The sequence below is a fragment of the Armatimonadota bacterium genome (assembly GCA_020354555.1).
Classification (GTDB): domain Bacteria; phylum Armatimonadota; class Hebobacteria.
On sequence record CP070648.1, the window covers coordinates 2,447,486 to 2,467,861 of the forward strand.

The following is a 20,376-nucleotide window of genomic DNA, read 5'->3' on the forward strand; positions in this document are numbered from 1 at the left end:
GACCGGGATCGTCAGTTGTCTGGTAGTCTCTGTTCACGCTTCACGGACCCCCACAACACGCGTGAACGCTCAAACCATGGAGCTGCAATAAGCGGCTCCCCCCAACAACACCAGCAGTTTACCATGCCCCCCCGCTGTGTCAACGCCAAGATGCGCCAGATTGCGTCAGACCAGTCGGGCATCGCGGCCGGCTATGACCGGGTCGCCTTGGTGCACGCGAGCCTACCCGCGCCTCGGAGTCACCCCAACTCTTCCTGTCCATGGCAGGCACGGGATCGCATCTCCGGCTAACGGGAGGTGAAGCGCTCTTGCGCCGCGAGCCATCCATCTTCCTTGGCTCCAGTGCTCGGCGGTCACTCTCAGCGTGATCTGCGCATCCTCTTGCCGCTGGCATTCTGCTATAATCAAAGCGATGAACGGCATTTCCCCATGAGCAAGCAATTCGAGCTTCGTTCCGATTTCGCGCTGCACGGCGACCAGCCACAGGCCGTCGAGCGCCTGGTGCAGGGCCTGGAGCAGGGCTATCGGTACCAGACGCTGCTCGGCGTCACGGGGTCGGGCAAGACGTTCACCGTCGCCAACGTCATCGCCCGCGTGCAGCGGCCGGCGCTCGTCATCGCCCACAATAAGACGCTCGCGGCACAGCTCTGCACCGAGCTGCGCGAGTTCTTCCCGGACAACGCGGTCGAGTACTTCGTGAGCTACTACGACTACTATCAGCCCGAGGCGTACCTCCCGCAGACCGACACCTACATCGAGAAGGACGCCTCCATCAACGACGAGATTGACCGCCTGCGCCACGCGGCGACGCAGGCGCTGTTCGAGCGCCGCGACGTCATCATCGTCGCCAGCGTCTCCGCGATCTACGGCCTCGGGTCGCCCGAGGACTACGAGCGCATCACGCTCACCCTCGAGCGCGGCCAGACCTACGAGCGCGACGCCATTCTACGGCGGCTCGTGGACATGCAGTTCCAGCGCAACGATGTCAACCTCACCCGCGGCAAGTTCCGCGTGCGCGGGGACGTGCTCGAAGTGCACTCGGTGGACAAGGAACTCATCACCCGGGTCGAGTTGTTCGGCGACGACATCGAACGCATATCCGTCATCAACCCGCTCACCGGCGAGGTCGTCGAGGAGAAGGATCGCGCCGTCGTCTTCCCCGCCTCGCACTACGTCTCGCCGTGGGAGAAGCTCGAGCGCGCGCTGGCGGCGATCGAGCAAGAGCTGGAGGAGCGCCTGCAATACTTCCGCGAGCGCGACAAGCTGCTCGAGGCTCAGCGCCTGGAGCAGCGCACGCGCTACGATATGGAGATGATCCGCGAGATCGGCTACTGCACCGGCATCGAGAACTACTCCCGCCACCTCGACGGCCGCGCGCCGGGCACGCCGCCCTCGACTCTGCTCCACTACTTCGCGGACGATTTCCTGCTCGTCATAGATGAGTCGCACCAGACCGTGCCGCAGCTGCGCGGCATGTACGAGGGCGACCGCTCGCGCAAGATGAGCCTCGTCGAGCACGGCTTCCGCCTGCCTTCGGCGTTCGACAACCGCCCGCTCACCTTCGACGAATTCGAGCAGCTTCACAAGGAAACCATCTTCACCTCCGCCACCCCGGGCCCGTACGAGCTGCAGGTCAGCTCGCAAGTCGCGGAGCAGATCATTCGCCCCACCGGACTCGTGGACCCCGAGGTCGTCGTGCGCCCGACGCGCGGCCAGGTGGATGATCTCATCGGCGAGGTGGACGCGCGCGTCAAGCGCGGGGAGCGCGTCCTGGTGACGACCCTGACCAAGAAGATGGCGGAAGACCTGACGGAATACCTGGCCGACATGGGAGTCAAGGTGCACTACCTGCACTCCGAGATCGAGACCCTGGTGCGCAGCGAGATCCTGCGTGACCTGCGCATGGGAGTGTACGACGTGGTGGTCGGCGTCAACTTGCTGCGCGAGGGGCTGGATCTCCCCGAGGTCTCGCTGGTGGCCATCCTCGACGCGGACAAGGAGGGCTTCCTGCGCTCCGAGACGAGCCTCGTCCAGACCATCGGGCGCGCGGCGCGTCACGTCTCGGGGCAGGTCATCATGTATGCGGACAACATCACCGATTCGATGCGGCGCGCGATTGACGAAACCAACCGCCGTCGGGAGCACCAGCTCGCATTCAACCGCGAGCACGGCATCACGCCGGAGAGCATCCGCAAGGGCATCCGGGAACTGCTGGCGACCGCGGAGCGTACCGCGGAAGAGCAGGCCGTGTACTACGCGGGCGAGGGCCGCCCCGAGGAGCAGCTGCCGCACATCATCGCCGACCTCGAGGAGGAAATGCGCGCCGCCGCCCAGGAACTGCGCTTCGAGGACGCGGCGCAGATCCGTGACCAGATCGCGGCGCTCCAGGGCAAGCCGCGCGGCGCGTACGCGCTCCACGGCGCGACCGGCGCTGGCCCCAATCGTGGCAAGGCCGGCCGGGGGCGCAAACGCAAACGCTGAAACGTCTTCATCCCAAGACTCGTCCGCCTCGGTCGCATGCCGCAGATCGCGCCGGCGCGTCGTGATCGGCGGATGATTGCATCAGGAATGAGCAATGGCTTCGGACAAGATAATCGTCCGCGGTGCGCGGCAGCATAATCTGAAGAACATCGACGTCGAGATCCCCCGCCACCAGATGGTCGTCATCACCGGCCTGTCGGGCTCGGGGAAGTCCTCGCTCGCGTTCGACACCATCTACGCCGAGGGGCAGCGGCGCTACGTCGAGAGCCTCTCCTCCTACGCGCGGCAATTCCTCGGCCAGATGGACAAGCCCGACGTGGACAACATCGAGGGGCTGTCGCCCGCGGTCTCGATTGACCAGAAATCGGCGACGCACAACCCCCGCTCGACGGTCGGCACGGTGACCGAGATCTACGACCACCTGCGCTTGCTCTACGCGCGCATCGGCACGCCGCACTGTCCCGAGTGCGGCCGGGAAATCGCCCGGCAGTCGCTGGAGCAAATGGTGGAGCGCGTCGAGGGATTGCCCGAGGGCACGCGCATCCTCATCCTCGGGCCGGTGGTCAAAGGGCGCAAGGGGGAGTACCGCGCCGTGCTCGACGACATCCGCAAGCAAGGCTTCGTCCGCGTCCGCGCGGACGGCGAAGTGCGCGAGCTGTCCGAGGACATCAAGCTCGCCCGCTACAAGCAGCACACCATCGAGGTCGTGGTTGACAGGTTGGTCGTCAAGCCGGGACTGCGGCAGCGCCTGAGCGACTCGATGGCCACCGCGCTCAAGATCGGCGGCGGCATGACCTCGGTTCAGGTCGTGGATGGCGAGCAGCTCGATTTCAGCGAGCAGGCGTCGTGCCTTCACTGCGAGCGCTCTTTCACTGAACTCGAACCGCGCATGTTCAGCTTCAACAGCCCCTACGGCGCCTGCCCCGCCTGCGGCGGCTTGGGCACGCGGCGCGAGTTCGACGAGGAGTTGCTCATCCCGGACCGCTCCCTGAGCCTGTCCGAAGGCGCCATCCTGCCCTGGGCGAGCGACGTGTCGAGATACTACTCGTCGCTGCTGCGCTCCGCGGCCCGAACGTACGGCATAGATCTGGATCGGCCGCTCAGCCGCGTAGCCAAGTCGAAGCTCGACAAACTGCTCTACGGCACCGGCGAGCGCGTCCGCGTGCGCTTCCGCGGGCGGGGCGGGCGGCTCCGCGTCTATGACACGAGCTTCCGCGGCCTCATGCAGCACCTCATGGAGGACTACGAGCGCACCGACTCCGACTACCGCCGCAGCGAACTCGAGAACTACATGAGCATCAAGCCGTGCCCCGTCTGCGGTGGGGCGCGGCTCAAGCCGGACACGCTCGCGGTCACCATCAACGGCACCAACATCGCACAAGTCGCCGCGCTCTCCATCCGCGCCTGCGCGGAGTTCTTCGACACCCTCGACCTCGACGAGCGCCAGGAGTTGATCGGCCGCCAGGTGCTCAAGGAAATCCGCACGCGCCTCAACTTCCTGCTCAACGTCGGCCTCGACTACCTGACCCTCGATCGCACCGCAGCCACCCTCGCCGGCGGCGAGGCGCAGCGCATCCGGCTCGCGACGCAGATCGGCTCCGGCCTCACCGGTGTGCTCTACATCCTCGACGAACCGAGCGTCGGCCTCCACCAGCGCGACAACCGACGCCTCATATCCACCCTCCACGCCCTGCGCGACCTCGGCAACACCATCCTCGTCGTCGAGCACGACGAGATCACGATTCGCTCTGCGGACCACATCATTGACATCGGCCCCGGCGCCGGCGAGAACGGCGGCGAGATCGTCGCGACCGGTACCGTGGACGACGTCATCGCCACCCCCGGCTCGATCACCGGCAAGTACCTGAGCGGAGAGAGAGAAATCCCGACGCCGCCGTACCGCCGGCCGACGAACGATCGCTGGCTGACCATCAAAGGCGCCCGCGAGCACAACCTCAAGGCCATAGACATCCCGATACCTCTCGGCGTGTTCGTCTGCTTCACCGGCGTCAGCGGCTCCGGCAAGAGCACCGTGATGGAGGACATCCTCTACCGGCGCCTGGCGCACGCGCTCCAGGGGGCGCGCTTGTCCTGGGGCAAGCACGACGGAATCGACAACATGCGCCTGCTCGACAAGGTCATAGACATAGACCAGTCGCCCATCGGCCGCAGTCCGCGCAGCAACCCGGCGACCTACATCGGCGCCTTCACGCCCATCCGCGAGCTGTTCGCGCAGACGCCCGAGGCGCGCACGCGCGGCTACCGCCCGGGGCGCTTCAGCTTCAACGTCAAGGGCGGCCGCTGCGACGCGTGCCGCGGCGACGGCATCATCCGCATCGAGATGGTCTTCCTCCCGGATGTCTATGTCCCGTGCGAGGAATGCAAGGGCGCTCGCTACAACCGCGAGACCCTCGAGGTGCGCTACAAGGGCCGCACTATTGCCGATGTCCTCAACATGACCGTCTCCGAAGCCCTGGAGTTCTTCCGCAACATCCCGCCCGTGCGCCGGAAGTTGGAGACGATCCACGACGTCGGCCTCGACTACATCCGCCTCGGCCAGCCCGCGACGACCCTCTCCGGCGGCGAGGCACAGCGCGTCAAGCTCGCCGCGGAGCTGTCCCGCCGCGCCACCGGGCGAACGCTCTACCTGCTCGACGAGCCGACCACCGGCCTTCACTTCGCCGACATCGAGAAGCTGCTCGAGGTGCTCAACCGCTTGGTGGACGCCGGCAATACCGTGGTCGTCATCGAGCATAACCCCGACGTCATCAAGTGCGCGGACTACATCATTGACCTCGGCCCGGAAGGCGGCGACGGCGGCGGCGAGATCGTTGCCGCGGGCGCGCCGGAGAAGGTCGCGCAAGTCAAGCGCTCGTATACTGGCCAGTTCTTGCGCGCGCTGCTCGAGCGAAAGACCCGCGGGCGGCGCGGCACGGCCGTCGCCGCCGTGCCCTCGTAGCCGCGCGCCATCCGTGGTGCCTTGGCGCTGTTGATGGAAACGATCACCGACCAGGATCACAGGCCGAGCCTCCACGAGAAGCTCAACTCGCTTCCCGCGCGCCCGGGCGCGTACCTCATGAAGGACGCCGCGGGCAAGGTCGTCTACGTCGGCAAGGCGCAGTCGCTGCGCAGCCGCGTCCGCTCGTACTTCCAGCCCGGGCAGGAGCTTACGGGACGGCAGGCCGCGATGGTCGAGGGCATCGCCGATCTCGATTGGATCGTCACCGATTCCGAGATGGAGGCGCTGATCCTCGAGCACAACCTCATCAAGCGCCACCGCCCCCGCTACAACGTCCGCCTGCGCGACGACAAGCGCTATCCCTATATCAAGATCACGGTCAACGAGGAATACCCCCGCCTCGTCGTGGTGCGCACAATGGACCGCGACGGGGCGCGCTACTTCGGGCCCTACACCAGCACCAAGGCGATGTGGCAGACGGTGCGCTTGGTGCGGCGCATCTTCGGCCTGCGCCAGGCGCTCGTCGCCTCCGCCAAGAAGCGCGGCGGCTGCAACTGGGAGCCGGGGCAGCAGCGCCAGAGGCCCTGCCTCAACTTCCACATGCGCCAGTGCCTCGCGCCGTGCGTCGGCGAGGTGAGCGCCGAGGAGTATCGGCGCATGGTCGAGCGGGCGATGCTCCTCCTCGACGGCCGCGCCGAGCAGGTCGTGGACGACCTGCGCCGGCGCATGGAGGAAGCGTCCGTAGGGCTTCGCTTCGAGGAAGCCGCGCGCCTACGCGACAAGATCGCCGCCGTCGAGCAGACCGTCGAGGGGCAGAAGATGGTCCTGCCCGGCGCGGGCGACGCCGATGTCATCGCCCACTGGCTTCAGGAAGGGGAGGGAAGCGTCGTCATCTTCGACGTGCGCGACGGCAAGCTCGTCGGGCAGCAGCACTTCCTGTTGGACGGCACCTCAGGCGTGTCCCCGCCGGAGGTCCTCGGCGAATTCGTGCGCCAGTACTATGGCCGCGCGGCCTTCGTCCCGCGGCAGGTTATCGCGGCCGAGAGCATTCCCGACCGAGAGCTGGTCGAGCAGTGGCTCTCCGAGCGGCGCGGCGGCATGGTCAGGGTTTCGACCCCGAAGCGCGGACAGCGCAAGCACCTCGTCGAGCTGGCCGCCGACAACGCGCGGATGCACCTCGAACAGCATCACTCGCGCGAGGGCGCCGAGCAGCGGCGCGGGCGCGAGGCCGTGCTCGACCTGCAGCACGTGCTCGACCTGCCGGTCGCTCCCGAACGCGTCGAGGCCTACGATATCGCAACCATCGGCGGGCGGGATTCGGTCGGCTCGATGGTCGTCTTCCAGGACGGCATCGCGAAGAAGGCGGACTACCGTCACTTCCGCATCCGCCGCGAGACCGGCACGGCGGACGACTACGCGATGATGCGCGAGGTGCTCGCGCGCCGCTTGCAGGCTGCCGCGGCGCGCCGCAAGTACGCCCGGCTGCCGGACCTGATGCTGATTGACGGCGGCAAGGGGCAGCTCGGCGTCGCGATCGCGGCGCGCGACGACCTGGGGCTCTCTGTCCCCATCGCCGCCCTCGCCAAGGGGCGCTCTGAGCGAAGTCGAAGTGAGCGCGATTGGGTGTACCTCGAAGGCCGCGCCGAGCCGGTCATCATGCCCAGCCACTCGCGCGCGCTCCATCTGCTCCAGCGCGTGCGCGATGAGGCGCATCGCTTCGCCCAGGCGTACCACCACACGCTGCGCGCGCGCCAGACGCGCGAGAGCGTGCTCGACGAAGTGCCTGGCGTCGGGCCGATCCTGAAGCGCCGCCTCGTGAGTCACTTCGGCAGCATGGCGAAGATCGGCGCGGCGAGCGTCGAGGAACTGGCGGCGGTGCCCGGGGTGGGGCGGAAAGTCGCCGAGGCCGTGAAGCAACATCTCGCCCGCGCGGAGCCGCGTAACTCGTGATCGCGCTCCTCTACATTCCGGCGCGACCGGCTGCGGCCCGAGCGGCAACACTCGATGCCCGCGCGCTGTCCGGGTGGATCTGCGTCGCCGCCGGAGATGCGGGCATCGCCGCATGCACGCTGCCTCAGCCGACCCCCGAGCAGGCCGTGTCGCACGTCCGCCGCGACCTCGCCGCCCCCGCGCATGCGGATGCCCTGCTCCCCCGAGTGGTGAAGGGTCTCCACCGCTACTTCGGCGGCGAGCAGGTGCCCCTCGATTTCCCTCTCGACCTCTCTCGGCTTCCCCATTTCACGCGGCGCGTGCTGCTCGCGGTTGCCGAGATACCGTATGGAGAGACGCGCAGCTACGGCTGGGTCGCGCGGCAGATCGGGCGTGCGCAGGCGGCACGCGCGGTCGGCCAGGCGATGGCGCGGAACCCGCTCGCGCCCATCGTCCCCTGCCACCGCGTCATCGGCCGCGATGGGAGCCTGGTCGGTTTCGGGAGCGGCCTCGACTGCAAGCGAAGTCTCCTCGCACTGGAAGGGGCACGGGCGGCGGAAGCGGAACCCTGATGGAGGGAGCCACGGCGTGAGCGCTGCGGCGGTTCGCGCCTGAGTCGAGGACGCGTTATGCGTGCGCTATTCCTGCGCTGGATACTGATGAGCCTGGCTGTGTGGGGCGCGGCGAGCTTATTGCCGAACGACATGATCTCCGTCAGCACCGTGTGGACCGCGTTCCTCGCGGTCGCGATTATCGGCTTGCTCAACGCGCTCGTCAAGCCGATCCTGTTCTTGCTCAGAATCGTCACGTTCCCCATCAACTTCCTCACCTTGGGCCTTTTCGCGCTTGCCATGTCGTTCGTCATGAACGCCATAGTATTCTGGGCGGTCGGGCAGTGGTTGCCCGGATTCCACGTGCACGGCGTGGTCGCGGCGGCTGCGGGCGCGGCGATCATGGGCGCCGTCAACGGCATGCTGATACTGCTCATACCTGAACCGCGGAGGGGGCGATGATAGACGACGGCCCGCGCGAGATGCGCGCCCGCAGCGGCGTTGAATGCGTCATCGTCACCGGCCAGTCGGGGGCCGGCAAGAGCGAGGCCATCCACTGCTTCGAGGACCTCGGGTTCTTCTGCGTGGACAATCTCCCGCCGGCGCTGATCTCGAAGTTCGCCGAACTCTGTGCGCATTCCGACGGCAAGGTGTCGCGCGCCGCCGTTGTCATTGACGTGCGCGGCGGCGCGTTTTTCGACCACCTCGCCGCGTCCCTCACCGAACTCGAGCGCATGGGCTTCGACTACCGCATCGTTTTCCTTGCCGCCTCAGATGAGGCCCTCGTCAGACGCTACAAGGAGACACGCCGGCGTCATCCCCTCGCCAGCGACAAGCGCACGCTCCTCGAGAGCATCCGCGAGGAACGCCGCGTGCTCGAGGGCTTGAAGGAGCGAGCGCACAAAGTCATTGACACCTCCAGCTTGCCCGCTCAGGCCCTCAAAAACGAGGTCGCCTCGCTGTTCACCGAGCGCGGCACCGGGGAGATGGTCGTCACCGTCGTCTCCTTCGGCTACAAGTTCGGCGTGCCGCTCGATGCGGATCTCGTGTTCGACCTGCGCTTTCTGCCCAACCCCCATTACATCGAGGAGCTGCGGCCCCTGTCGGGCACGGAAGAGCCGGTCCGCGAGTTCGTGCTCGCCAGCCCGGGCGCGCGGGATTTCCTGCGCCATATCTTTGCCTTCCTCGACTTCGCGCTGCCGCTCTATGCGCAGGAAGGGAAGGCCTATCTGACGATCGCCCTCGGCTGCACCGGCGGACGACATCGCAGCGTCGCCTTGACGTCGGAGGTGACCGGACACCTGCGCACCCGCGGGTATCGCGCGGTGGTCGAGCACCGCGATGTCTCGAAGTGACGTCCGGTCGTCGCGTAAATGGCACCACGGGCGCACACGTGTCGCCGAAGCCGCACAAGCCGGCACCTTGACTGGTGCCATAATGTGCCTATGAGACATACGGCCCGCACCGAAGGCGTGCAAATGAGCGTGCTGCGCAAACTCATGCGATGGCTGTGGCCCGGCCTCGGCGTCAAGCGCTGGATGGCACTCGGCGCATGCGGCCTCGCGCTGGTCGGCTTCGGGGCGGCTTCTGTGGTCGTCTCGCCCGCGCTGCGGCAGGCCGGTTGGATCGGCGTCGCCTATCGCAGCGTGTCCGCGATCATGCCCGCCTGGCTGGTCGGGGTGGTTCTGATCGCGGTCGGTGCGGCGGCAACCTTCTACGGCATGCGCCAGATGGTGCGCTCCATCGTCTCCGCAGTGAGCCCCAAGGATCACGGCCGACTGGCGGAGGCACTCTACGCGAAGCGCTGCTTGGCCGACGGCCCGCGGCTCGTCGCTCTCGGCGGCGGCACCGGGCTCTCCACGCTCCTGCGCGGCCTCAAGCACTGGAGCGCCAACATCGCCGCCGTCGTTACCGTCTCCGACGACGGCGGCAGCTCCGGCCGGCTCCGCCGCGACATGGGCATCCTGCCCCCCGGTGATATCCGCAACTGCTTAGTCGCGTTGGCCGATGCCGAGCCGCTGATGACCCAGCTCTTCCAGTACCGCTTTCGCGACAAAGGCGGGCAGGGGCTGGAGGGTCATTCCTTCGGCAATCTCCTCATCGCGGCCCTCGCGGAGGTAACAGGGGATTTCAAGCTCGCGGTGGAGGAGACGAGCAAGGTGCTCGCGATTCGGGGCCGCGTGCTGCCGTGTACGCTGAGCGACGTGCGGCTGCGAGCGGAAATGGATGACGGCACCGTCCTTGAGGGCGAAACCAGTATCGTGGGCAGCCCGCGGCGCATCGCCCGCCTCGCGCTCCAACCACCCGACGCGCCCGCCCTCGACGAAACGCTGCGCGCCGTCGAGCAAGCCGAGGCGATCGTCGTCGGCCCGGGCAGCTTGTACACCAGCGTGCTGCCCAATCTCCTGGTGCCCGGAATCGCGGAGGCGATCCGGCATACCTCGGTGCCGGTGATCTACGTCTGCAACGTGATGACTCAGCGGGGGGAGACCGACGGCCTCACTGCGTCACGCCACGTCGAGACGCTTATCGAGCACCTCCAGTGGAACCCCTTCACCGTCTGCCTCATGAACTCGCGCATGCCCGATACGGCCGTCACCGAGGCCTATCACCGTGAGGGCGCGGAACCCATCCGCCCGCAGGAGACGGAGATCCGCGAGCTGGGCAGCCGCCCGGTCGTCGCCGACCTGCTGTGGACAGCCGATCTCGCCCGCCACGATCCCCACAAGCTGGCCGCCGCCATCATGCGCATCATAGGCTAGTCTAAGCCCCACCGCCATCTTCAGCACGGCGAAGAGCTTGCCGTCAGCGGCAGCAAAACAGTTTCCTGTCGGATGATGGCAATCACCCCCGGGATCTACGTTCCGCGCTGGGGGGTGCGAGGCCGGCTGAGGGGTCGGCTGTCGGTAAGCCGGGCTACGAATGGCCGTTGGCCACGTTGAGCAGTAAGTCCTCGTAGGCGCTGAGGGCGCTCTGGCGCGAAAACAGACGCTCGGCGCCTCGCCGAGCGCTGCGCGCGCAGTTGTCGCGCAGGGCGTGGTCCTCGCGCAGAGCGTGCAGAGCCGCGACGAAGGGAACCGGGTCGTCCGGGGGAACCGCAATCCCGCACTGGCTCTCCGCCACGATTCGAGCGGCGTCCGAGGCCAGCCCCACGGACGCCACCAGCGGCCGCCCGCTCGACATGATCGTGGGGATCTTCGAAGGGAGGCTCGTGTAGGACGCCTCCTCGCGCAGCAGAATCACCGACACGTCAGCGGCGGCGAGCATCAGCGGCAGCTTCTCGCGCGGCTGAAGCGGCAGGAAGCGCACGTTCGTCAGGCCCATCGCCTGGGCTTTGCTGACCACCGACTGCTTGCGCGTCCCGTCGCCCACAACCAGGAACAGTGTGCGGTGCTGCTCCATCTCGCGCGCCGCGTTGAGCAGCACCTCCAGGCTCTGCGAGCGGCCGATGTTCCCCGAGTACAGCACGACGAACTGATCGTCGAGGCTCAGGTCGCGGCGAAAGTCGTTGTCCCGGGGCAAGGGCCTGATGAAACTCGTGTCCACCCAGTTGTAGATCACCGCCAGCTTCGATCGCGGCACCCCCTTGCGCATCAAGTTGCTGACGAAGCTGGGCGAGATGACCGCCACCCGCGCGGAGTGGCGGTAGATCCACTTCTCCACCGCATGCAGCAGGCTCGTGAACCACGACCGCTTGAGCAACCCGAGCTGCTCGACCACATCCGGGAAGATGTCCTGCACGTTGAAGATGAACGGAACGCGCCACAGCCTCGCCGCAAGCAGGCCGGGCAGCCCGCTGGGGAAAGGCGGGGAAACGCACAGCACGACGTCCGGCCGACCTGCACGAAGCAGGCCGTAGATGCACGAGATCGAGAACGACGCCTGCAGCAGCACCTTGTCGAGCAGCGTCCCCCCGGGGCGGACGCAGACGTGGGTGCGGAAAACATCAACTCCGTCCTGCCGCTCGCGGCACGCCAGCCTACCACAGTACGCCTGAGGGATGACCCGCTGGGGGTAGAAGGGCATACCGCACACTACAGTCACGCGGTGTCCCTGGCTGGCGAGGTGCTCGGCGAGGTCGCCGACGAGGGGCCCGTTTCCCGTCTGGTCCGGGCGGTAGTGCATGCTGAGAATCAGGACCTTCAACGGCTTGTCTCCCACGCCGGTCCGCCGCATGTCGCGGCCGCTCGGCTGCGACAAAGGCTCCGCTGCCAGAGCATTCGACGCCAGGAACCCCACGCCTCCTGTTGTTTAGCTGTCACTGCTGTGGTTTCCTGCCGAGACGCCCGGCCGCAATGCCGGGCCCTGCGCACCCTCACGCTCGCCCTTCCTGCTCCCGACGCGCAGCGGCGGCCGCCAGGACCTCCATCGTGCGGGACGCGGTCTGCGCCCAGGAGAAATCCCTGGCCCGGCGCAGCCCTGCGCTGGTGAGGCCTGCGCGCAGCACGTCATCCCACAGCACCCGCTCGATCGCCGCCGCCATATCTTCGACGTCGGCCGGGTCGAAATAGACTGCCGCGTCTCTGCTGATCTCGGGCATCACGCTCACGCGCGACACGGCTAGCGGCACGCCGCTCGCCATCGCTTCGATCTGCGTCAGCCCGAATCCCTCGAATAGCGACGGGAAGACATAGGCGCGCGCCATGCGGTAGAGCGCCGCCACCTCGGCCTCCGGCACCCCGCCCGTGAACAGCACCGCATCGGCGACCCCGAGCGACGCGCACAATTCCCGGAGTCCGCGGCTCAGCTCCGCGTCCAACGGCCGGCCCGCGATGACGAGTTGCACGCCTTGGCGCGAGGCCCCGCTCGCCGCGAACGCCCGCACCAGGGTGTCGAAGTTCTTCCATCGGCGGATGCCCGACACGGACAGAATGTACGGTTGCCGCACGCCCTGGTGCGCGGCCCAGGGCCCAATCTCGTTGCCCGCCTCGGCGGGATGAAAGCGCGATAGGTCCACGCCGTACGGGATGGCCACGATTCGTTGCGGCGCGATGCCGACGGCGCGGATAAGTTCCCGGCGCGTGGTTTCCGTCGGCGCGATCAACGTGGTCGCGGTGCGCGCCGAGAGCTTGACGAAGATGCGCAAGTACAATCCCGCGCCGCGCGGGAACTCAGCCGGGCGCACCCAGGGCTGGCTCACGTTGATGGTCACCACCGATGGCAGCCCGGTTCCCGAGGCAAGCAGCAGGTCCACGTTACCCGGGCAGAAGACCACCTCCGGCCGCATGCGGCGCGCGCGGCCCGCCAGTACCGTCTGCTCCCAGATGACGCGCGTGTAATTGCTGCGCGCGGCAACCTCTGGGATTGGCAGCAAAGAGAAACGATGGTCCGCCGGCACGATGGATGCACCGACGTGCGCCTTGGCGGCGACGGTGCAGTGCCAGTCGCCGCCCGCCTGCGCCATGTGCCTGAATAAGTTGGCCACGTAGCGGCCGACCCCGCCGCCGAGTTGCACCGGCGCGCAGTTGCACAGAATCCTCACCGGCGTTCCTCGTCGCGACGTTCTACATCGCTCGGCGCCGGGCGCGCGACGTCAGGCATCCGGTCACCAGCGCCGGATCCGCCGGGCCGGCCGGGCTCCGGAGCCGCCGCGGGCGACCGCAGCAGCTCGCGGTAGAGCGACTCGATGCGCTCTGCGAAAGGCTCGATCCTGAATCGTTTCTCGACTAGGCGGCGCGCGGCCGCCCCCATTGCGCTCGCGGCATCGCGGTCCGACAGAAGGCGATCCACCGCCGCAGCCATCGCCTCCGCATCATTTGAGGGCACGACCAGCCCGGTGCGCCCGTCATCCACAATTTCGGGTACGCCGCCGCACGCCGTCGCCACCGTCGGCTTCGCGCACGCCCCCGCTTCGAGTAGCACGGTCGGCAGCGGATCGGGCAGCACGGACGCATGGACGACCACGTCCAGTTCGGCGAGCACCTCGGGCACGTCGTCTCGACGCCCGGTGAACATGACCGCGCCCTCGATGCGCAGCTCCCGCGTCAGGCGGTTCAGCTGCCGACGGTAGCCGTCGTCGCGAAACAGGGGAGAGCCGACCACGAGAAACACAGCGTCGGCGTGCTCCGCGGCGACCGTCGCGGCGGCTCTCAGAAAGACGTGCTGCCCCTTCCATGGGGTCAGCTGTCCGATCATCCCCACGAGGCGCGCCGCCGGCGGCAGGCCGAATTGCGCGTGCAGCAGGCCGCTCGCGGGTCGCGGCCGGAAGCGCCCCTCGATGTCGAGCCCGTTGTAGATCACGACGAGCTTCTCCGCGGGGATGCCCCACGCTTCGAGCTCGCGAGAAACGGCGCACGAGACGCAGATGATGCGGTCCGCGCTGCGCGCGGCGCGCCGCAACACCAGCCCGTTGATCCAACGCCGCTTGAGGATGTCGTGCATGTGCCAGATCGCAGTCGCACCGGTCGCCTCAATCGCGTCTGCGCACGCGAGGTGCGCGCCCAGCGAGTTGCTGTGCACGATGTCAATGCGACGATCGCGCAGGAGCGTTTGCAGTCGCCGCGAAAACGCGCGGAGCCGCGGCAGCTCGACGACGGCCGAGCGCACGGTGCGTCGCAGCCGGGGCACGGCGATCCTTTCCACGGGCACGCCGAGCCCGGCCAGGCGCTGCGCCATGGGGCCACCGGAAGGGCAGACGGCATAGGGCTCGTACAGCGACCGGTCGAGCGATGAGAGCAGGGCAAGCAGGATCGTTTCCGCCCCGCTGATCTCTGCGTTCTCGCAGACAAACAAGATGCGGTCGGGCACAGCTAGCTCTCCTGTTCGACCGGATGCGGCGCGTCGCGGGCTGCCACGGCCGAGTCGTCGGCCGCGCGCTCGCTGCGCGCGACCGCGGCTGCGGCCGAACTCATCCCGACCAGAATCCAGAGGTACTTCGCGATGAGCGCATCCAACAGGGACCCTTGGAGCGCGAGACACCCCAGGGCGTAGATGGTGCCCAGCAGTATCGCTCGCGTGGGTTCACTGCGAGCAACGCGCAGCGCCCGTATCGCGTTGACGGCCACGACCAGCGCGAGGCAGAGAAAACCAAGCAGGGCGATCACCCCCGCGTCGGCGCCGATCTGGAGATAAGTGGAATGGCTCGGCCGCGCGAGCCGGTTTTCCGGCAGATGCCTGAACGTGCCGAGGCCGGCGCCGGTGAGCGGGTGCTCCGTCATCACCTCGGCGCCGAGCTGGAGCAGGCTCAGGCGGTGCACGACAGACGTCGGGTTGATCCCCACCAGCACGCCGGCGACCAAGGGAGCGGCGATGATGACGGCTACGAGCATCGCGACCCACGCGCCGCGCGGCCGGGCGCGCGCTCGCAGCAGCACATAGACACCCATGAATGCCAACAGCGTCAGCCAGCCGCCGCGCGAAAACGTCATCACGAACAGCGCGAGATCGGCCAGCACGACGAGCCATGCGAAGGTCTTGTACCTCCGCGAGGCCCCGCTTTCGAGGGCGACAAACAGACCGAGCACGATCGGCGCGATGAGATACAAGGCGAAGTAGTTCGGATCGAAATACGTCGCCGTCAGTCGCAGAAAGGTGATGCCGCCCAGGCGCACGACGTCGACATTCGGCTGGAATGGCGACACGTGGTATCGCATCCAGACCAGGAGCTGGGCAAAGCCCAGCAGCGACATGATTGCCGATCCGACGAGAAGGGCCGTCGCCGCGCCCATCAGTCGGCCGGGGCCCCGCAGCAGGTTCGCGACAACCACCGCGGTCAGCAGCATCATGAGAATGCTGAACGCCTGTCGCAGAGACAACCCCAGGTCGAACGTAACGAAGAAAGACGGCAGCAGTAGGACGTAGAAGAGCGCGGCCGGCGCGTAAAGCTCGCTGCGCGCGATGCGCCCCCGGCGGTAAAGTACCGCCAGCAACCAACGCAGCGTCACGACGACCAGGAGCGCATCGGAAACTGAAATCCCAAGCGGGCCCACCGGCACGGCGTAGTTGTCGAACGGTATGGCGAGAATTACGCCGTACAGAAGCCAGCGCACCGGAAGCAGGACGGCGAGCACGCCGCCCGCCGCCACGGCCAGCGCGGTCACGGCTCCCCGTGTCGCGTCCCCGCCGCCAGGCAAGGCGAGGGCAAGGCACAGTCCCGGCGCCGCAGCGCACGGCAGCGCAAAGGTGCGCGGGAAGCGCATCGCCACCACGCGCCCGGCGCCGCGACGCCGACGGTCGGGTCTTCCATTCACGTGCAACAGCCCACCTCGCCTGCGTGGACACTCCCCCGAGGACGGCGGTGCGGGCGCTCCGCCTGCCCGGGATCCCGGAATAGGCTCGCAGCTTGCCGCCCCTGCTCTGAATCCGCTCGCCGGACCCGTGGCGAACGCACGGAGGGAGCGGGCGGCAGCGCCCTTGGCGTCTCTCGGCTGTTGTTGGGAGTAGCCGAGACTCTTCCGTGATCCCGCAGTGCGGGATCACGGCGTGAGGCCAAGCCGCACCAGGGTCCGGGAGTACGATTCCCCGGTCCGCCGGCCCTGCGGCACTACCCGAGCCCCGTCGGGGATGCGCGGAACTGCGCGCTTGTCAGCGTGAAGTGCTTCGCCACCCCACGCGGCTGTTCCTGCGCAAACGCACTCCCGCGGAACCGGACGCCGGTAGCATTCGTCTATTACCCTGGCTCGCAGCGCTCCGCTATCGAGGCCAATACTGTGACGCGGCAGGAATCGCGCCGCGCGCGTGCGAAATATGAGGCGAGGTCCCCGGACCCGCGTGTGACGGCTCTGCGTCGAAAGCTCGCCGCCGGGCGTCTGTGATTAGCTTTGATTGAAATCCAAGGTCTGACAAAATACTACGGCAGGTCCGAAGCCCTGCGCGATGTGAGCTTCTCCGTCGGCAGCGGCGAAGTCGTGGGCTTTCTCGGGCCCAACGCCGCCGGCAAGACGACGACGCTGCGCATCCTGACCGGCTACCTCCCGGCGACGTCCGGCACGGCAGCGGTCGCGGGATACGACGTGTTCGAGGATTCGCTCGAAGTACGCAGGCGCATCGGCTACGTGCCGGAGACCGTGCCGCTGTACCCCGACATGACGGTGCAGTCGTATCTCGGTTACTGCGCGCGGCTGCGCGGAGTCTCGCGCCACGAGCGCGACGAGCGGGTGGACGATGCCATCCTCAAGGCGCGCCTCGATGACGTGGCCGATACCATCATCGGTCGTCTCTCCAAAGGATTCCGCCAGCGCGTCGGCATCGCCCAGGCATTGGTTCACGACCCACCGGTCCTCGTCCTCGACGAGCCCACCATCGGCCTCGACCCGCTCCAGATCATCGAGACGCGTCAGCTCATCAAAGACCTCGGGCGCGACCACACTATCATCCTCAGCAGCCACATCTTGCCCGAGGTGAGCATGATATGCAGCCGCGTCGTGATCATCAACCGCGGCCGCATCGTCGCCGAGGATAGCGCCGAGGGCCTGACGGCGCGCGTCCGCAGCTCGTCGCGGTTGATGCTGCGTTTGCTCCGCCCCGGGGGCGATGCCGCCGCGGTGCTCGCCGCCATTTCCGGCGTCACCGGGGTGCGCCGCGAGGACGACAGCACGTTCCAGGTCGAAAGCAAGCTCGACGCCGACGTCCGCGAGCAAGTCGCGCGCGCCGCGGTGGAGAGGAATTGGGGGCTCGTCGAATTGCGCCCGGTCGAACTGAGCCTGGAGGATGTATTCCTCCATCTGACCATGGAAGAGGAGGGCATCGGCGCATCATGAAAGCCCTCCTTGTCGCCTATCGCGAATTGAAGAGCTACTTCTCGGGCTGGACCGCCTACCTCGTGATGGCCGGCTTCCTCGCGGTCTCGGGATTCATCTTTTACGTCATCCTGACCGGCAGCCGCCAGGCGGAAATGCGCTGGTCCTATCACAACATGGCGGTGACCCTGCTCTTCGTGTGCCCGATCCTCACCATGCGCCTGCTCGCGGAGGAACGTCGCTCGGGTACATTGGAGCTGCTGCTGACATCGCCGGTGACCGACTTCCAGGTCATCCTCGGCAAGTTCCTCGCGGCCGTCGGGCTTCTCGCCGTGCTCCTCGCGGCGACGATGCACTTCCCGCTCATTCTGGTCCAGTACGGTTCGCCCGATCCGGGACCGCTCCTGACCGGCTATTTGGGTCTGCTGCTCGTCGGTGCGAGCTTCATGGCCGTCGGCGTGCTGGCATCATCTCTCACCGAGAGCCAGGTGCTCGCTGGCTTCCTCTCCTTCGGCGCGCTGCTTGTCCTATGGATCATCGGCTGGGGCGCCGACCAGGCCGCGTCGGGCATCGGAGAAGTCTTGCGCCAGATCTCGATTCTCAATCATTTCGACGATATGGCGAAAGGCGTCATTGATACCAAGGACCTCATCTTCTACCTCAGCTTCATCGCGGTTTTCCTGTTCGGCGCCGTCCGTGCCCTGGAGAGCCGCAAGTGGAGATAGGATAGGCCGATGTCGGACGAGCGCCAACCGGAAGAGGAGACGCCGGAGGCCCGGGACTCGATCCCCGGCATCCTGGCTTCGAGCGGCGCGGGTCTGCTGCTCGCGGGTGTCGCGATGCTCGTCATTCGCCAGCGCCTGTGGTGGCCGGTCTATGCCGTGTGGGGCGCAGCGGTGGCCGCGCTCGTAGCCGCCGCCGTCCTGCGCCCGCGCGACGTTCTTGTCTTCCTTCGCGGCCGGGGTGTGCGCTACGGATCGAACACCGCGGTGCTCGTCATTCTCGCGCTCGTCCTCGCCGTCTTCGCCAGCTACCTCGGAAATCGCCACCACAAGCGCTTCGACTTGACGCGCACGCAGGTCAACACGCTGTCGCCGCAGACCACGAAGATACTGCGCGGCCTCAAGCAAACGGTCGAGATCGCCGCGTTCTACAGCGCCGGTCAGCCCGGATACCAGGAGATGCAGGACCTCTTACAGGAGTACGAGTACGCCTCCGGCCGGGTCAAGGCGCAGGTGATCGACCCGGAGACGAGTCCCGGCCTCGCACGCCAGTACGGCGTCACGACCTACTCAGCCATCATAGTCGAAGCAGGCGGCGAGAAGGAAGAGTTCTACGCCGCCAGCGAGCAGGAAATCACCAGAGCTATCCTCAAGCTCACGCGGCCGGAGAAGAAGAAAATCTACTTCGTCCAGGGCCACGGCGAGCACGATCTCGACTCCTACGACCCCGACGGCTACAGCACCGCGCAGGCGGCGCTCGCCGCGCTCAACTACGAGACGCAGAAGCTGCCGCTGGCTGGAGCAGGCGAAATCCCGGCGGACTGCGACGTCCTCGTCATCGCCGGGCCCACTGCCGAGTTCGATCCCCGTGAAGCCGACGCGGTCAAGGCATATCTCGACGCCGGCGGCAAGGCGCTCATCATGACTGACCCGGATGGGCAAGGCGTGTCTCTGGCGGGCCTCCTCGAGCCGTGGGGTCTGGAGCCGGCCGATGATGTCGTCGTGGAACCCGAGTTCAACTTCTTCGGCGACGCGCAGTCGGTGACCGTCGTGGACTTCGGCTATCACGATATTACTCGGCCGTTCGTCAAGGGACGGGCGCTCCTCGCCGTGTTTATCCTGGTGCGGGCGCTCGAGCGCGTGGAGCAACCCAGCCCGGACGTCAACGTCCAAGACCTGCTGCGCACAAGCGGCGAGAGTTGGCTGGAGACCAGCTTCACAGGCACCATCAGCAGAAGCCGCGGCGAGGAGCGCGGGCCGTTTACCATTGCAGCGGTAGTCAGCAGCGGGCCGCCGCCCGGAACCGGCGCCGAGGACAGCGAGCAGCCGCGCACCCGCCTCGTTGTCTATGGCGATTCGGATTTCGCCGCCAACGGCATCATCGCAAACGGCGTCAACAAGGACCTGTTCCTCAACTCCGTGGGCTGGCTGGCGGAGTCTGAGGAGTTGGTTTCCATCCAGCCCAAGGAACCAGAACAGAAGCCAGTGCTGCTGACCCAAACGCAGCAGCGGCTCGTCCTCTTTATCGCGCTCATCGCTATGCCCCTGGCTCCGGTCGTGGTCGGGGCAGTCGTGTGGTGGCGGCGGCGATAGGTCGCGAACATGCGCCGATGGAGTGCTCCACTCACGCGGTTGGGCGCGGTGTCATGCCGAGCCGCAGGCGAGGAATCTCGGTCCCGCGAAGACGGCGTGCGTTGCGGTGTTCTGCTGAGAATCGGCTGATACGCATCCATATCATGAAGCAATTCCGCCTGACCATCATCCTCCTCGTCGTCGTCGCCGCAGTCGGCGCGTACATCTGGTTCTTCGAGCGCGGCGAAGTGGCCGGCCCCACCGCATGGAAGCTCGACGTGAAACGCATCCAGCGCATCGAGCTGACCTCCGGCGGCGAAACCAGCACCCTCGAGCGCAAGGGCGAGACCTGGCGCATCACCAAACCGGTATCGGCGCGCGTTGACCGCGACCTCGTCAAACAGCTCCTCGACCGCGTCGCCCAGGTCGGAGTGCGGCGCACCATCAGCGAGCCCAAACCCCTCGAGCGCTACGGCCTCGCCAAA

Annotated in this window: 15 protein-coding genes; 11 read left to right on the forward strand and 4 right to left on the reverse strand. The window is 67.2% G+C overall.

Going from position 1 to position 20,376, the window contains the following annotated elements:
* The first annotated feature begins 429 nt into the window (after window positions 1–429).
* The 7 genes from uvrB (at window position 430) to JSV65_10025 (ending at window position 10,682) form a co-directional block, all read left to right on the forward strand.
* Window positions 430–2,481: an excinuclease ABC subunit UvrB gene (uvrB, locus tag JSV65_09995; GenBank protein UCH32929.1), complete on the forward strand. Its 2,052-nt coding sequence runs from the start codon at window positions 430–432 to the stop codon at window positions 2,479–2,481.
* A gap of 94 nt (window positions 2,482–2,575) precedes the next feature.
* Window positions 2,576–5,440, forward strand: coding sequence for an excinuclease ABC subunit UvrA (gene uvrA, locus JSV65_10000; protein ID UCH32930.1), 2,865 nt, complete (start codon window positions 2,576–2,578; stop codon window positions 5,438–5,440).
* A 33-nt stretch (window positions 5,441–5,473) separates the two neighbouring features.
* Window positions 5,474–7,390, forward strand: coding sequence for an excinuclease ABC subunit UvrC (uvrC, locus tag JSV65_10005; GenBank protein ID UCH32931.1), 1,917 nt, complete (start codon window positions 5,474–5,476; stop codon window positions 7,388–7,390).
* A gap of 65 nt (window positions 7,391–7,455) precedes the next feature.
* Complete coding sequence (locus tag JSV65_10010; GenBank protein UCH36741.1) at window positions 7,456–7,941, forward strand: methylated-DNA--[protein]-cysteine S-methyltransferase; 486 nt, start codon at window positions 7,456–7,458, stop codon at window positions 7,939–7,941.
* A 57-nt stretch (window positions 7,942–7,998) separates the two neighbouring features.
* A complete protein-coding gene (locus tag JSV65_10015) occupies window positions 7,999–8,382 on the forward strand; it encodes a phage holin family protein (protein ID UCH32932.1) in 384 nt (127 codons plus the stop codon).
* Between the two features lie 20 nt (window positions 8,383–8,402).
* Window positions 8,403–9,275: an RNase adapter RapZ gene (gene rapZ / locus JSV65_10020; GenBank protein ID UCH36742.1), complete on the forward strand. Its 873-nt coding sequence runs from the start codon at window positions 8,403–8,405 to the stop codon at window positions 9,273–9,275.
* Between the two features lie 90 nt (window positions 9,276–9,365).
* On the forward strand, window positions 9,366–10,682 hold the full coding sequence (locus JSV65_10025) for a YvcK family protein (protein UCH32933.1): 1,317 nt from the start codon (window positions 9,366–9,368) through the stop codon (window positions 10,680–10,682).
* A gap of 154 nt (window positions 10,683–10,836) precedes the next feature.
* Here JSV65_10025 and JSV65_10030 read toward each other — a convergent pair whose 3' ends face one another.
* The 4 genes from JSV65_10030 to JSV65_10045 all read right to left on the reverse strand — a co-directional run bounded on the left by JSV65_10030 (window position 10,837) and on the right by JSV65_10045 (window position 16,109).
* A complete protein-coding gene (locus tag JSV65_10030) occupies window positions 10,837–12,066 on the reverse strand; it encodes a glycosyltransferase family 4 protein (protein UCH32934.1) in 1,230 nt (409 codons plus the stop codon).
* A 169-nt stretch (window positions 12,067–12,235) separates the two neighbouring features.
* Window positions 12,236–13,402: a glycosyltransferase family 4 protein gene (locus JSV65_10035; protein ID UCH32935.1), complete on the reverse strand. Its 1,167-nt coding sequence runs from the start codon at window positions 13,400–13,402 to the stop codon at window positions 12,236–12,238.
* Entirely contained in the window at window positions 13,399–14,667 is a 1,269-nt protein-coding gene (locus JSV65_10040; protein ID UCH32936.1) for a glycosyltransferase family 4 protein, read from the reverse strand. The genes JSV65_10035 and JSV65_10040 overlap by 4 nt, the downstream gene beginning before the upstream one ends.
* 2 nt (window positions 14,668–14,669) lie before the next feature.
* Window positions 14,670–16,109 (reverse strand): O-antigen ligase family protein, encoded by a 1,440-nt coding sequence (locus JSV65_10045; GenBank protein UCH32937.1) that lies wholly within the window; start codon window positions 16,107–16,109, stop codon window positions 14,670–14,672.
* 570 nt (window positions 16,110–16,679) lie between these two features.
* Here JSV65_10045 and JSV65_10050 point away from each other — a divergent pair.
* From JSV65_10050 to JSV65_10065, 4 genes are all read left to right on the forward strand, one after another.
* Complete coding sequence (locus JSV65_10050) at window positions 16,680–17,618, forward strand: ATP-binding cassette domain-containing protein (protein UCH32938.1); 939 nt, start codon at window positions 16,680–16,682, stop codon at window positions 17,616–17,618.
* Entirely contained in the window at window positions 17,615–18,322 is a 708-nt protein-coding gene (locus JSV65_10055; GenBank protein ID UCH32939.1) for an ABC transporter permease subunit, read from the forward strand. The genes JSV65_10050 and JSV65_10055 overlap by 4 nt, the downstream gene beginning before the upstream one ends.
* Window positions 18,323–18,331: 9 nt before the next feature.
* The gene (locus JSV65_10060; GenBank protein UCH32940.1) at window positions 18,332–19,912 is read left to right on the forward strand and encodes a GldG family protein; all 1,581 of its coding nucleotides are present in this window, start codon (window positions 18,332–18,334) and stop codon (window positions 19,910–19,912) included.
* Window positions 19,913–20,055: 143 nt separating this feature from the next.
* Window positions 20,056–20,376: DUF4340 domain-containing protein (locus JSV65_10065; protein UCH32941.1), on the forward strand; the 321-nt coding region annotated here is incomplete at its 3' end.

What these genes read in the sequence shown, in the direction of transcription:
- rapZ (UCH36742.1), top strand. Translation starts at nt 8,403, where the DNA reads ATGCGCGCCCGCAGCGGCGTTGAATGCGTCATCGTCACCGGCCAGTCG.
- uvrA (UCH32930.1), top strand. Translation starts at nt 2,576, where the DNA reads ATGGCTTCGGACAAGATAATCGTCCGCGGTGCGCGGCAGCATAATCTG.
- JSV65_10060 (UCH32940.1), top strand. Translation starts at nt 18,332, where the DNA reads ATGTCGGACGAGCGCCAACCGGAAGAGGAGACGCCGGAGGCCCGGGAC.
- JSV65_10015 (UCH32932.1), top strand. Translation starts at nt 7,999, where the DNA reads ATGCGTGCGCTATTCCTGCGCTGGATACTGATGAGCCTGGCTGTGTGG.
- JSV65_10055 (UCH32939.1), top strand. Translation starts at nt 17,615, where the DNA reads ATGAAAGCCCTCCTTGTCGCCTATCGCGAATTGAAGAGCTACTTCTCG.
- uvrC (UCH32931.1), top strand. Translation starts at nt 5,474, where the DNA reads ATGGAAACGATCACCGACCAGGATCACAGGCCGAGCCTCCACGAGAAG.
- uvrB (UCH32929.1), top strand. Translation starts at nt 430, where the DNA reads ATGAGCAAGCAATTCGAGCTTCGTTCCGATTTCGCGCTGCACGGCGAC.
- JSV65_10025 (UCH32933.1), top strand. Translation starts at nt 9,366, where the DNA reads ATGAGACATACGGCCCGCACCGAAGGCGTGCAAATGAGCGTGCTGCGC.